The sequence below is a fragment of the Methylobacterium sp. TK31 genome, from assembly GCF_055361545.1.
Genome location: NZ_CM143964.1, coordinates 4,477,693 through 4,491,315 on the forward strand (window position 1 = coordinate 4,477,693; position 13,623 = coordinate 4,491,315).

Sequence of the window (13,623 nt, forward strand, 5' to 3'; positions counted from 1 at the left end):
GCCATGAACGCGTCCGCGAAGAAGAACGCCCCCGTGACGAACCTCTCCCGCCGCGCCTTCGTGGCCGGCACGGCCGCCGCCGGCCTCAGCCTCGGCTTCCACGTACCCTTCCCCGAGGCTGCCGCGCAGGGGGGCGCCCCCGCGCTCACCCCCGAGGTCAATGCCTGGGTGGTGATCAAGCCCGACGAGACCGTGGTGATCCGAATCGCCCGCTCCGAAATGGGCCAGGGTACCCTCACGGGCCTCGCCCAACTCGTCGCCGAGGAACTCGGCTGCGACTGGAGCAGGGTTGTCACCGAGTACCCGACGCCGGGCCAGAACGTCGCCCGCGGCCGGGTCTGGGGCGATTTCGGCACCGGGGGCAGTCGCGGCATCCGTGAATCCCAGGACTATGTCCGCAAAGGTGGCGCCGCCGCCCGCATCATGCTGGTGGAGGCCGCGGCCAAGGGCTGGGGCGTGGCCCCCTCCGAGTGCCGGGTCGAGAAGGGCGTGATCAGCCACGCTGGTTCCGGCCGCACCACCACCTTCGGCGCAGTGGCGATGGAAGCGGCCAAGGTGACGCCGCCGAAGGAGGTCGTCCTCAAGGACCCGAAGGACTGGACCATCGCCGGCAAGCCGGTGAAGCGCCTTGACACCGTCGAGAAGACCGACGGCAGCCAGGTCTACGGCATCGATCTGACGATGCCGGGCCTGCTGAACGCGGCGATCCGCGATTGCCCGGTCTTCGGCGGAACGGTGAAGAGCTTCGACGCCAAGGCGGTCGAGGGCATGCCCGGCGTGAAGAAGGTCGTCGCGGTGGGCGAGTCCGGCGTGGCGGTGATCGCCGATACGTTCTGGCGCGCCAAGACCGCCGTGGAGGCCTTGCCGATTGTCTGGGACGAGGGCCCGAACGGTCAGGTCTCGAGCGAGACCATCGCGGCGACCCTGCGCGAGGGCCTCGACGCCGAGGACGCCTATGTGGGCAACAAGGGCGGTGACGTCATGGCCGCCCTGAAGGGCGCGGCCCGGGTCGTGGAAGCGACCTACGGCGTGCCGTTCCAGAACCACGCCACCATGGAGCCGATGAACGCCACGGTGCGCTGGACGCCGGAGCGCTGCGAGGCCTGGGCGCCGACCCAGAACGGCGAGGCGGCGCTCGCCGCCGTGGCCGAGGCCGCCGGCCTCTCGGCGACCCAGTGCGACGTCTACAAGCTCCTGCTCGGCGGCGGCTTCGGCCGGCGCGGCGCCACCCACGACTGGCTCCGCCAGGCGGTGCTGATCGCCAAGGAGATGCCCGGGACCCCGATCAAGCTGATCTGGACCCGCGAGGAGGACATGACCCACGGGCGCTACCACCCGATCACCCAGTGCCGGATGCGCGCCGGGCTGGACGAGGCCGGCAACGTCACCGGGCTGCACATGCGCATCTCGGGGCAGTCGATCTTGGTCTCGGTGGCGCCGAACCGAATGGTGGACGGCAAGGACCCGGTGGTATTTCAGGGCCTCAACCCCGGCGGCGCGGAGGCTGCGATCGGCTACGCGATCCCGAACATCCTCGTGGATCACGCCATGCGCAACCCGCACATCCCGCCGGGCTTCTGGCGCGGCGTGAACATGAACCCGAACGCCATCTACCTCGAATGCTTCATGGACGAACTCGCTCATGCGGCGGGGCAGGACCCGCTGGCCTTCCGGCTGAAGCTGATGGACAAGCACCCCAAGCATCGGGCTGTGCTGCAGGCGGTGGCGGACAAGGCCGGCTGGGGCACGACGCCTCCGCAAGGCGTCCACCGGGGACTCGCCCAGATGATGGGCTTCGGCTCCTACGTGGCGGCCGTGGCCGAGGTCTCGGTCGGCGATGACGGGGCGGTCAAGGTCCACCGCATCGTCGCGGCCACCGATCCGGGCCACGCCCTCAATCCACAGCAGATCGACGCTCAGATCGCCGGCTCCTTCGTCTACGGCCTGTCGGCGGCGCTCTACCAGGAATGCACGGTCAAGGACGGCCGCATCGAGCAGACGAACTTCGACACCTATCCGGTGATGCGCCTCGAGGAGATGCCGGTGGTCGAGACCATCGTGATGCCGTCGGGCGGGTTCTGGGGCGGCGTCGGCGAACCCACGATCGCGGTGGCGGCGCCCGCCGTGCTGAACGCCATCTTCGCGGCCACCGGCAAGCGCGTGCGCCAGATGCCGGTGAAGAACACGGACCTGCGCCGGGCGTGAGGCGCTCGGGCATGGTCGCGGCCTGGCTCCTGGCCGGGTCGGTCGGGGTCGCCCCGGCGGCGGAGCGCCCGCCGCCGGGGGCGTCCTCCTGCGCCGGATGCCACGCCGAGGGGGCGGCGATGGGGGCGATCGACGGGCGCCCGGAGGCCGAGATCGCGGCCGCCCTGGCCGAGTACCGCTCGGGGGCGCGGCCCGCGAGCGTGATGAGCCGGATCGCCAAGGGCTTCTCGGAGGCGGACTCCCAGGCGATCGCCGCCTACCTGTCGCGGCAACGCCCGACCGAGCGGGAGACGAACCACCCCACGAGCCAGGAACGACCATGAATCCGACGCGCCGCGCGCTCCTCGCCACCGGGGCGGCCTTCGCTCTGGGGCGGCCGGCTCTGGCCCAGTCCGCCGCGAAGGTCGTGGTGGTCGGCGGCGGTTTCGGCGGCGCCACGGCCGCGCGCGCGCTTCACCGCGGCGGCCTCGATGTGACGCTCGTGGAGGCGAACCCGACCTACGTCTCCTGCCCATTCAGCAACGAGGTCATCGCCGGCCTCCAGCCCATGGCGGCGCAGCGGTTCGGCTACGAAGGTCTTGTCCGCGCCGGCATCCAGGTGGTGCATGCCGCCGCCACCGGTATCGATGCGGGCGCGCGCCGGGTGACGCTCGCCGACGGCAGCACGCTCGCCTATGACCGCCTCGTGCTGTCGCCGGGGATCGACCTGCGCTTCGACGCCATACCGGGCTACGACGCGGCCGCGGCCGACCGCATGCCCCATGCCTGGAAGGCGGGCGAACAGACGCTCCTGCTCGCCCGGCAACTGGCGGCCATGCCCGAGGGCGGTACCGTGGTGCTGTCGGTGCCGGGCAACCCCTATCGCTGCCCGCCCGGTCCCTACGAGCGGGCGAGCCTGATCGCCCATGTGCTCAAGACCACCAAGCCGCGCGCGAAGCTGATCCTCCTCGACGCCAAGGATACCTTCTCAAAGCAGCGCCTGTTCCAGTCGGCCTGGGCCGCGCTCTACCCGACCCAGCTCGAATACGTACCGCTGGCGGAGGGCGGTCAGGTCAGCGCCGTCGATCCGGACGCCATGATCGTCCGCACCGACTTCTCGGAATACAAGGCCGACGTGGCCTGCATCATCCCGCCCCAGCGGGCCGGCCGGATCGCTGCGGTCGCCGGGGTCGCCGATCGCAGCGGATGGTGCCCGATCGACCCCGTCACCTTCGAATCCCGGCTGGTGCCCGGCATCCACGTCATCGGCGACGCCGCCATCGCCGGGGCGATGCCGAAATCCGCCTTCTCGGCCAATGCCCAGGCCAAGGTCTGCGCCGATGCGGTGATCGACCTCCTGGCCGGGCGCGCCCCCGAGATCCCGAAGCTGATCAACACCTGCTACAGCCTGGTGGCGCCCGGCTACGGCATCTCCATCGCGGGGGTCTACCATCCGGCGGGCGGCGTTCTCGCCGACGTGGAAGGCGCCGGCGGGATCAGCCCGGTCGATGCGCCGATGGCCCTGCGCGAGCAGGAGGCGCTCTACGCCGCCGACTGGTATCGCACCATGACCCGGCAGGTCTTCGGGTGAGGGGGGTGCTTTTCTGGGCCTGGATCGCCTGCGCGATCCTGCCCGCAAGGGCGGAGGCCGGAGAGGTTTCGGAGGCGGAGGGGATGCGACCCGTGGCCATCGTCGGCCAGGCCATTCCCGCGAGCCTGACCGGGGTACCGGGCGATCCCGCGCGGGGCCGGGCGATCGTCACCGACCGCACCAGGGGACTCTGCCTGCTCTGCCATGCCGGGCCGTTCCCCGAGGAGCGCTTCACCGGCGATCTCGGCCCCGATCTCACGGGTGTCGGCGATCGGCTGGCATCCGGTGCCCTGCGCCTACGCCTCGTCGACGGCCGGGTCTTGAACCCGGACACCATCATGCCCTCCTATTACAGCCTCGCGGGCACCGTGCGGGTCGGCGCGGCCTGGCGGGGCCGGCCCGTCCTGGGACCCCAGGAGATCGAGGACATCGTCGCCTTCCTGGCGACGTTGCGCGACACACCATCGGAGAGGCCGGCGCCGTGAGCCCGCAGACATCCCATCGTCCGAGCCGTCGCGGACTCCTCGCCCTGGGACCCGGCATCGCCGCGACCGTGGCCCTGCGCCCGGTGGCGGCCGGGGCCGCGACCCGCACCGAGAGCACCGCCGAGGCCATCCGGCGCTTTGCCGGCGAGGCCGAGATCCAGGCGGGGCGCATCCGCCTCGACCTGCCGCCGCTGGTCGAGAACGGCAACGCGGTGACGATCACCGTGACGGTGGACAGCCCGATGACGCCGGAGGACCATGTCCGCCGCATCGCGGTGTTCAACGACAAGAATCCGCAGCCGAACGTCATCACGGTATACCTGGGGTCGCGCGGAGGTCGCGCCGCGATCACGACCCGGATCCGCCTCGCCGACACGCAACGCATCACCGCCATCGCGGAGACCAGCGACGGGCGCTACTGGTCGACCACGGCCGACGCCATCGTCACCCTCGCCGCCTGCCTGGAGGGCTGAGCCGCCATGGCCCGCACCCTGATCAACGTTCCGAAGACCGCCCGGGCCGGCGAGGTCGTCACGATCAAGACCCTGATCTCGCATCCGATGGAGACCGGCTTCCGGCCGGGGGCCGACGGGCGCATCCGCCCGCGCGACATCATCACGGAGTTCACCTGCCTGTACGACGGCGAGGCGGTGTTCCGGGCCGAGCTGTTCCCGGCGACGGCGGCCAACCCCTACCTGACCTTCACCCTGCGGGCGACGCAGACGGGCACGCTCACCTTCACCTGGCGCGGCGACAACGGCTTCTCGCAGACCGAGACCGCGACCCTGACGGTGACGTGAGGCGGCTGGCGCTCCTGATGCTGGCGGGCCTGGCGGCGGGCCCGGCGCGGGCGGGCGAGATCCCGCCGGCCGACCGGCGCTCGGGCTTCGACACCATGAGCCCCGACATCCAAGCGATGCAGCGCGACGGCATGGCCAACCCGGCCCTGCTCTGGCTTGAGGACGGCGCCGACCTCTGGGGCAAGCCGCCGGCCCCGGGCGGGCCCGCCTGCGCCGGCTGCCACGGCGAGGCCGGAACCGCGATGCGCGGCGTCGCCGCCCGCTACCCGGCCTGGGACGCCGAGACCGGGGCGCCGATCGACCTCCAGGGCCGGGTCAACGCCTGCCGGCGCCGCCACCAGGGCGCGGAGCCCTATCCGTACGAGAGCCGGGAGCTCCTCGGGCTCACCGCCTACGTCGCCGCCCAGTCCGCGGGCCTGCCGATCGCGGTCCCGGACGATCCCCGCCTCGGACCCGCCCGGGCGGCCGGCAAGGCGCTGTTCACGCAGCGCATGGGCCAGCTCGGCCTGTCCTGCGCCGCCTGCCACGACGCCAATCACGGGCGCCGGCTCGGCCCGGCCCTGATCCCGCAGGGACATCCCACCGGCTATCCGCTCTATCGCCTCGAATGGCAGGGGGTCGGCTCGGTGCAGCGGCGCCTGCGCAACTGCATGACGGGGATGCGGGCCGAGCCGTTCGCCTACGGGTCGCCGGACTTCGTCGCCCTGGAGCGCTACCTCATGGACCGGGCCGCGCCCCTGCCGGTGGAGACCCCGGCGGTGCGCCCGTGAGGATCAGCGGGCCCAGGCCAGCGCGAGGCCGCCGGCCGCCGTGAGCAGCACCACGATCCAGGGCGGCACCCGCCCCACGGTGAGGAGCACGAAGGCCAGCACCGCGAGGGCGAAGTCGCGGGCATTGCCCACGGCGCTCACCCAGACGGGATCGTAGAGGGCGGCCCCGAGGATGCCGACCACGGCGGCGTTGGTGCCGCGCATCGCCGCCTGGGCCCGGGGGCGGGCGCGCAGGACGTCCCAGTAGGGCAGGGCGCCGTAGACCAGGAGCAGGCCGGGCAGGAAGATCGCCGCCAGGGCGATGGCCGCCCCGGCAAGGCCGTGCGGCGCCGGCTGGACCGCGGCGCCGAGATAGGCCGCCACGGTGAAGAGCGGCCCCGGCACCGCCTGGGCGGCGCCGTAGCCGGCAAGGAACCGGGCCGGGTCGATCCAGCCGGGGCCGACCAACTCCGCCTGCAGCAGGGGCAGCACCACGTGGCCGCCGCCGAACACCAGGGCGCCCGAGCGGTAGAAGGCGTCGAACAGGGCGAGTCCCTGGGCCGCCGGCCCCCCGCCGCCCGGTGCGGGCAGGACGGGCGCGAGGAGGGCCGGCCCGACGAGCAGGATCGCGAACAGCATGAGCGCCGCCGCGCCCGCCCGGCGCGAGACCGGCACCGCGAGGCGGCCGCCGGTCGCGGCGGGGCCGGCCCGGCACAGGATCAGCCCGGCCGCCGCCCCGAGGCCGATCGCCAGCACCTGGCCGACGGCGCCGGGCAGGACGACGACGCCCGTCAGCGCCGCCACGGCGATCCCGGCGCGGGGCCGGTCGGGGGCGAGGGTGCGGGCCATGCCCCAGACCGCCTGGGCCACCACCGCCACGGCCACGAGCTTGAGGCCGTGCAGCACGGCCTCGGCCCAGGGCCCCGTCAGGGCGCCGGCCCCCAGGGCAAAGGCGAGGAGCACCAGGGCGGAGGGCAGGGTGAAGGCCGCCCAGGCGGCGAGGCCCCCGAGGAGTCCGCCGCCCCGCAGCAGGCCGAGGGAGAACCCGACCTGGCTGGAGGCCGGCCCCGGCAGGAACTGGCACAGGGCGACGAGGTCGGCGTATCCGGCCTCGTCCATCCAGCGCCGGTGCTGCACCAGCTCGGCCCGGAAGTAGCCGAGATGCGCGATCGGGCCGCCGAAGGAGGTGAGGCCGAGCTTCAGGAAGACCCGGAACACCTCCGCGGGCGATCCTCCGGCAGGGGGGAGTTCGGGAGGGGGCACTTCGGCAGGGGAAACTTCGGGAGGGGGAACTTCGGCAGGGGAAACTACGGGAAGAGATCCGGCGGCGGAGCGTTCCGCGGCGAGGGATCGTTCGGCGGCGAGGGATCGTTCGGCGGGTGGGCCGGCCGCCGGGCTCGGCCCGGAGGCGAGGTTCGGGGATTCTCCCGGCAGGTTCACCCGTCGCTCCTCGCTGTCCGATCGGCCGGCAGGGCCGGTCGGTCCGAGGCCTACCCTGTACCGGATCGGTGGGCGAACGCCACGGTGACGTTTTCCGTCGCCCACCGCCGATGCCGGCGGGTCAGGCCCCGCCGAGCGCCGGGGATCAGGCGTGGAGCAGGCCGTGATCGACGAAGTGGAGGTTCTCCGCCGTCAGCAGGGCCTTCTCGACGCCCTTGAGCAGGATCGTGTCGTGGGCACTCAGCGTGAGCAGGGTGTCGGCGCCCGTATCCGTCAGGTGGGCCTGCAATTCGGCGAAGCTCGAGACCTGGGCCCTGTCCAGCTGCAGGGTGTCGTGCCCGCTGCCCGAGCCTGCATGGAACCCCGTGATCGTGTCCCTGCCGAAGCCGGAGGCGAACACGAAGGTATCGCCGCCGAAGCTCTTGAAGGCGTCGCTCGCACCGGGCGTGGAGACCAGCGTCTGATCGGCCCGGAAGGCGGTCTGGGTATGCGAGCCGTCCAGCTTCGTCCGGTCGACGAAGCCGATCCGGCCGTCGGCGGTGTAGCTGGCGTGCTCGGCGACGTGGTCCCGGCTGGTGACGCCGCTGGAATAGATGTCGGACGTCTTGTCCGCGTGCTGAACCACCTTCCTGATGACGGCGCCGTGGGTGTCGTAGGTCTCCAGCGTGAGATCGGTCCCGACGACCTTCTTCGACATCAGGCTGCCGTCTTCGCGGAACTGCTCCTGCAGCACGACCTTGCCGGTCTTGTCGTAGCTGGTGTGGGCCGAGGCGTAGGGCCTGCCGGTCAGGCCGTCGACATAGAGCTCGCTGGAGGTGTCGGGATGCTGCACGACCTTGCTGGTGAGCGTGCCGGAGGCGTCGTAGGTGGAGGTGACCCGGTCCCCGTCGATCAGGGCGAACTCCGTCCTGCCCTTCTCGGTCGAGACCGGTACGGGAGCCGGTGCCGGTGCCGGGGCGGGCGCCGGAGCCTGTACGGGCGCGGTCCCGGAGACCGGAGCCGACGTGTCGGTCCCGGTCGACGCGGAGGCCGGCGTCGTTCCGGTCGCGGCATGCGAGGCGGTGGAGCCCGGCCCGGTCTGCGTCGCCGCGACGAGCGTCGACCCGGCTCTGCCCGACTGCGCCGCGACGGCCTGGACGATGGAGGACGCGCCGGCGGATGCCAGGGTCGCGAACGTCTCTCCGCTTCCGAGCGTCATGCCCCAGTCGTTGTAGAGATGGGTCGCGCTCGAATTTTTGTAGAAGACGTTGTTGGAATGGTAGTTGCCATGCTGCTTGAAGAAGGAGTCGCCGGCGTTCAGGTAGATGGCGTTGTCATGGAAGGATAGCTGCCCCGATTTGTAGGGCGCGTCCAACAAGACGCTCGCGCTGGTCTTGGCGCCGTTTTTCTGCTCCACGACCGTGTTGTGGGACAGGTCCACGTTCCTGAACGTGCTGGCGAAGGCCCCGCCGCCGTTGTGCAGGGAGAGAAAGCCGCCGTTGTTCAGGCTGACGTTGTTCGAGATCGCAATGTTGGTCAGGGTGCTCTTGAACCCGCCGGCCTCGACGAAGCCGTCGCTGTTCTCGACCCAGTTGTCGTGGATCTTGATGTTGTTCATCGAGCCGAACAGCTCGATGCCGCCGCCATCGGTGCCGTAATCGAAGCTCGGCGCCTTGGCGTTGACGATCCTGGTGTACGAGACCTCGTTGTTGCTGTTGGCGATCATCACCCCGGCGGCGCCGTAATCGTCGTCGTAGACGTTGGCCGTGTTCTTGATCATCTTCAGGTCGTGGAAGTAGCTGCGCGTGACGAGGTTGTCGGTGCCGCTGAGCATCACGCCTTCGCCGACCTTGCTGGCCTCGACGTTCTGGATCGTGATGTGGCTGGCGGACTTGCTGACGTTGACCCCGGCCTGTCCGGCGCCGGTGATGTTCAGCCCGTCGATGACCACGTACTTGGCGTTGCCGACGTAGATCCCGTCGGAATAGCCCGTGGCGCTGTTGCCGATCTTGGCGGCCGGGCCGGTGCCGTAGCTGGTGAAGGTGATGGGAGCCTTCTCGGTGCCCGATGCGCTGATGGTGAGCGCGCCCGTGTGGGCGGCCGAGGCGGTGTAGGCGGTGCCGGCCTTGAAGGCGACGGTGTCACCGGCCTGGAGCTTGAGCTTGTTGACCGCGTCGAGGCTGCTCAGGGGCGCTGCCGCCGATGTGCCGGCATTTCGATCCGAGGCAGACGAGGAGGAGTTGTCGACATAGTAAATCGTCACAATAATGCCTGTTATCTGCGTGCTCTCGTGCGATCAAGCTCGATCTCTGCACAAAATTGCAAATCTGCGGCGCATCTCGATGAGAAAGACAGGCTGCTGCGAAACGCATATGTTCAACTAACTTCGTCAGCATATGGTTAAAAGCTATGCAATCAAGTCGATTTTTATCAAATTGTAACAAGCTATCGTAAGAGAATATATGCTGATCTACAGGTGTTATCGTAGGAATTATCTTTTCGTGTTTCGGAAGTTCGAGAAAAGATCACTAAAAGCCTGGATCAAGAGGCGTATCGATCGGGTCCGAGATATTCGGACGCCCCAGGGCGGTCGATCGGACTTAGCTTAGCCATTGGCGATCGCATCGGATCGGGCACCGTAAGTTGACGGGCGAATTACGGCGCTCGGCGCGAAGCCGAATACCACGGCATCCCCGCAAAAGGCATTTTGTCGCACCGGGAATAATCTGCGTCGTCGTTGTCGCAGCGAGCAACGGCCAAGACGAGGCTCGCTCAGGAAGCGCGTGCCCCTGGTACAGGCCCGGGCCGCGTCCCCTCAGACGCCGGCGCCGTTCGCCCCGCGCCGGCTGAGCAGGTCCTTGCGGAACTTGGCGTCCAGGCGCTGCATGAAGTGCTCGGCGCAGCACATGTGGTCGTGCATCTCGCGGCGGACGGCCTCGGCGTCCTCGGCGCGGTAGGCGGCCACGAGGGCGCGGTGGCTGGCGAGGTTGTGGGCGCCGAAGGCCTCGTGCTCGGTGAGGCTGTCGCTGCGGAACTCGACGAGGTCGCGCAGCAGGCTGTTGAGGAACCGGCACATGAAGGCCAGCAGCGGGTTGTCGCTGGCGTCGCACAGGATGTCGTGGAAATCGACCTCGACGACCCGGCCGAGGCCGCGCTGGTCGCCCGCATTGGCGGCCTCGCAGGCGGCCATGTTCTCCTCCAGGCGGCGGAACTCGGCCTCGCCGAGGCGGCCGACGACGCTGACGCCCAGCGTCACCTCTAGGCTGCGGCGCAGGGCGTAGACCTGGGCGAAATCGAGCTCCTGGAAGTGCAGGAACCGGCGCAGCTGCTGCGCGGCGGCGTCCACCGAGATCGGGCGGATCTCCGGGCCGCCATTGGGGCCGGACTGCATCGTCACCAGCCCCTGGACCTCGAGGGCCTTCAGGGCCTCGCGGATCGTGCCCTTGGCGCAGCCGTAATGCTGCATCAGGGCGCGCTCGTTCGGCAGGCGGTCGCCGGGGGCCAGGCGCTCGCGGGCGATCCGGTTGCAGAGATCCTCCGCGATCTGGTCGGACAGCTTGATCCGCCGCATCGGCGCGGGCGGCTCCGCCGCCTCGGGCGTGGTGGTCATCGGGGGACCTGGTTCGTCGGGGGCGTCCAGGCCACGTCGGGATCGAGGGGGAAGATCGGGCGGGCGAGCTTGGCGAACGGGAACAGCCCGTAATCGGAGCTGGTGACGCCCCGGCTCGCGCATTCCACCACGGCCCGGGCGATGGGCTCGAAGACCGGCCGGCAATACATCCGCGACTTCAGGATCAGCACCCGGGCCGCGGCCGGGTCGAGGCCCGAGCCCGTGAACACGCCGAGGTCCCAGGGCTCGTGCGGCTCTTCCGTCACCAGGATGCGGGCCGCCCCGGTGTCGAGCACCGCCGCACGGCCCATGTGGCAGCGCTGGCCGGTATAGGTCGGGCCGGTGATGACGTAGGTGCCGTCGCCGAGCGCCGCCACCGTCCCGGTCAGGGGGAGGGGGGCCTGGCGCTCGAAGCCCGGCAGGGGCACGCGGTTGCCGAGGCCGAGTTCGACCCGGGCGCCGACGCCCGCCGCCTGCAGCGCCGCGACGGCCTCGGGGTCGCAGATCGGGCCGGCGAGGATGCCCTCCATCCCGGCAGCCAGGGCGGCGGCGAGGACGTCCATCACGTCGCAGGTGCCCCCCGACATGCAGTTGTCGCCGTGGTCGAGGAGGAGCACCGGGCCTTCGCCAGGCCCGGCCAGCACCGCCTCGGCCGCCGCGATGGACCCGGCCAGCGGCGCCTCGTCGTAGACGAAGTCCTGACGCGCCTCCCAGAGCCCCGCGGCGAGGTCGCGGGCCGCCGCATCGGCGGCCTGCTGGGTCTCGGCCGTGACCGTGACCGAGACCCCGGCCTCGGCCAGGTCCGCCAGGGAGAAGCCGCCGAAGATCGTGGCGGCCAGGACGCCGGGGCGGGCCTCCGCCGCCCGGGCGGCCGCCACCGCCGCCTGCATCGGGCCGGGCACGCGGGTGTCCATGCGCAGGGTGTGGGCGAGCATCGGCGGGTGGACCCAGGCCCGGCACGGGCTCAGGCCCTCGTCGAGCATCCGCCCGACGATGCCGGCGACGAGGGCGCCCGTCTCGGCCATGTCCACGTGCGGATAGGTCTTGAAGCCGGCGATCGCGTCGCAGTTCGCCACCATGCGCCCGGTGATGTTGCCGTGCAGATCGAGGGCGACGCCGAGCGGCACGCCGGGCGCCAGGGCGCGGATGCGGGCCAGGAGTTCGCCCTCGCCGTCGTCGTGGCTCTGCGTCACCATCGCCCCGTGCAGGTCGAGGAGGATCGCGTCGCAGCCGGGGCGGATCGCCTCGAGGATCGCCGCGCTGAGCGCCTCGAAGGCCGCGTCCGCCACCGGGCCGCTCGGGTTGGCATGGGCCGAGACCGGCACCGCGACGGTGGCGCCCCGGCCTTCCGCGAAGCGGATGAAGGCGCCGAGCGCCGTGGTGCTGTCGCGCCCCGCTGCCAGGGCGGCCTCGCCCCAGAGCGGGGCGAAGGCGGCGAGCGGCGTCGCCAGGGGCGAGAAGGTGTTGGTCTCGTGGTTCACCCGGGCGGTGACGATACGCATGCGCTTCGAAGCCTTGCTGGGATTGGGATCAGGCCGCGGGGGCGTGGCGGGCATCGTAGTCGAGCACCGCGTCGAGGAGCACCTGCGCGCCGGCGGCGCATTCGGCGGGCGCGGTGGATTCGGCCGGGTTGTGGCTGAGGCCCCCGGCGCTCGGCACGAACACCATGGTGGTGGGCACCAGGGCGGCGACGTGGGCGGCGTCGTGGCCGGCCCCCGAGACCATGTCGCGGGTGGCGTGACCGCCCTTCTCGGCCGCGCGCCGGACGGAGGCGATGCAGGCGGGGTCGAAGGCGACCGGCGCGGTCCGGGCGATGGTCTTCAGCCGGGTCTCGAGGCCGAGCTCGGCCGCGACGCGCGCCACGGCCGCCTCCAGGGCCGCCTCCATGGCGTCGAGCACCGCGTCCTGCGGGTGGCGCAGGTCCACGGTGAGGAAGACGTGGCCCGGGATCACGTTGTTGGAGTTCGGCGTCACGGTGAGGTGGCCGACGGTGCCGACCGCGTCGGGGGCGTGGGCCCGGGCGGCCGCGTCCACCGCCTCGACCAGGCGGGCGGCGCCGAGAAGCGCGTTGCGCCGCATCGGCATCGGGGTCGAGCCGGTATGGGCGGACTGGCCCTCCAGGGTGACCTCGTACCAGCGCATGCCCTGCACGCCCTGCACCACGCCGATGGCGGCGCCCTCCGCCTCCAGGATCGGGCCCTGCTCGATGTGCAGTTCGAACATCGCCCCGAACGGCACCGAGCCGGCGGGGGCCGCGCCGCGATAGCCGATGGCGTCGAGGGCCGCGCCGAAGCGGGTGCCGGCGCTGTCCTGGCGCGCCTCGGCCCAGTCGCCGGCATAGATGCCCGCATAGACGCCGGAGCCCAGCATGGCGGGGGCGAAGCGCGCGCCCTCCTCGTTGGTCCAGTTCACCAGCAGCAGCGGCGCCTCGGTGACGAAGCCGGCCCCGTCGAGGGTGCGCAGCACCTCGAGGCCGGCGAGCACGCCCAGCACCCCGTCGAACTTGCCGCCGGTGGGCTGGGTGTCGAGGTGGCTCCCCAGCGCGATCGGCTTCAGGTCCGGGTTCCGGCCGGGGCGCAGGGCGAACATGTTGCCCACCGCATCCACCGTGAGGGTGCAGCCCAGGGCCGCGACCTGGGCCCGCAGCCAGTCGCGCACCCGGCGGTCCTCGTCGCTGAGCGTCAGGCGGGCGATGCCGCCGTCGGGGGTGGCGCCGATGGCGGCGGTCTCCGTCAGGGTGTCCCAGAGGCGCTCGGCGTTGATGGTGAGGTTCGACATGGCTGTC

Annotated in this window: 12 protein-coding genes; 7 read left to right on the plus strand and 5 right to left on the minus strand. The window is 71.4% G+C overall.

What is annotated here, in order from left to right:
* Window positions 1-3: 3 nt before the first annotated feature.
* Genes ACXJY8_RS20845 through soxA form a run of 7 tightly spaced genes read left to right on the plus strand, consistent with a single transcriptional unit; the run spans window position 4 to window position 5,830 of the window.
* Window positions 4-2,205: a xanthine dehydrogenase family protein molybdopterin-binding subunit gene (locus ACXJY8_RS20845; protein WP_463773128.1), complete on the plus strand. Its 2,202-nt coding sequence runs from the start codon at window positions 4-6 to the stop codon at window positions 2,203-2,205.
* Window positions 2,202-2,528 (plus strand): c-type cytochrome, encoded by a 327-nt coding sequence (locus ACXJY8_RS20850; RefSeq protein ID WP_463773130.1) that lies wholly within the window; start codon window positions 2,202-2,204, stop codon window positions 2,526-2,528. The genes ACXJY8_RS20845 and ACXJY8_RS20850 overlap by 4 nt, the downstream gene beginning before the upstream one ends.
* A complete protein-coding gene (locus ACXJY8_RS20855; RefSeq protein WP_463773133.1) occupies window positions 2,525-3,775 on the plus strand; it encodes an FCSD flavin-binding domain-containing protein in 1,251 nt (416 codons plus the stop codon). The genes ACXJY8_RS20850 and ACXJY8_RS20855 overlap by 4 nt, the downstream gene beginning before the upstream one ends.
* A 5-nt stretch (window positions 3,776-3,780) precedes the next feature.
* Window positions 3,781-4,260, plus strand: a complete 480-nt coding sequence (soxX, locus tag ACXJY8_RS20860) for a sulfur oxidation c-type cytochrome SoxX (RefSeq protein WP_463773135.1) — start codon at window positions 3,781-3,783, stop codon at window positions 4,258-4,260.
* A complete protein-coding gene (locus ACXJY8_RS20865; RefSeq protein WP_463773137.1) occupies window positions 4,257-4,733 on the plus strand; it encodes a SoxY-related AACIE arm protein in 477 nt (158 codons plus the stop codon). Before soxX ends, ACXJY8_RS20865 begins: the two co-directional genes overlap by 4 nt.
* Window positions 4,734-4,739: 6 nt before the next feature.
* Window positions 4,740-5,060, plus strand: coding sequence for a thiosulfate oxidation carrier complex protein SoxZ (gene soxZ / locus ACXJY8_RS20870; protein ID WP_463773140.1), 321 nt, complete (start codon window positions 4,740-4,742; stop codon window positions 5,058-5,060).
* A gap of 17 nt (window positions 5,061-5,077) precedes the next feature.
* A complete protein-coding gene (gene soxA / locus ACXJY8_RS20875; protein ID WP_463780865.1) occupies window positions 5,078-5,830 on the plus strand; it encodes a sulfur oxidation c-type cytochrome SoxA in 753 nt (250 codons plus the stop codon).
* Between the two features lie 3 nt (window positions 5,831-5,833).
* On the opposite strand, the gene chrA is transcribed toward soxA, so the two are convergent.
* The 5 genes from chrA to ACXJY8_RS20900 all read right to left on the minus strand — a co-directional run bounded on the left by chrA (window position 5,834) and on the right by ACXJY8_RS20900 (window position 13,616).
* A complete protein-coding gene (chrA, locus tag ACXJY8_RS20880; RefSeq protein WP_463773143.1) occupies window positions 5,834-7,027 on the minus strand; it encodes a chromate efflux transporter in 1,194 nt (397 codons plus the stop codon).
* A gap of 367 nt (window positions 7,028-7,394) precedes the next feature.
* Window positions 7,395-9,491: a right-handed parallel beta-helix repeat-containing protein gene (locus tag ACXJY8_RS20885; protein ID WP_463773147.1), complete on the minus strand. Its 2,097-nt coding sequence runs from the start codon at window positions 9,489-9,491 to the stop codon at window positions 7,395-7,397.
* 552 nt (window positions 9,492-10,043) lie between these two features.
* The gene (locus ACXJY8_RS20890) at window positions 10,044-10,838 is read right to left on the minus strand and encodes a FadR/GntR family transcriptional regulator (RefSeq protein WP_463773149.1); all 795 of its coding nucleotides are present in this window, start codon (window positions 10,836-10,838) and stop codon (window positions 10,044-10,046) included.
* On the minus strand, window positions 10,835-12,340 hold the full coding sequence (locus ACXJY8_RS20895; protein WP_463773152.1) for a M81 family metallopeptidase: 1,506 nt from the start codon (window positions 12,338-12,340) through the stop codon (window positions 10,835-10,837). The genes ACXJY8_RS20890 and ACXJY8_RS20895 overlap by 4 nt, the downstream gene beginning before the upstream one ends.
* 28 nt (window positions 12,341-12,368) lie before the next feature.
* Window positions 12,369-13,616 carry a Zn-dependent hydrolase gene (locus tag ACXJY8_RS20900; protein ID WP_463773155.1) on the minus strand — a complete coding sequence of 416 codons (1,248 nt, stop codon included), beginning with the start codon at window positions 13,614-13,616 and terminating at the stop codon, window positions 12,369-12,371.
* Between the last annotated feature and the right edge of the window lie 7 nt (window positions 13,617-13,623).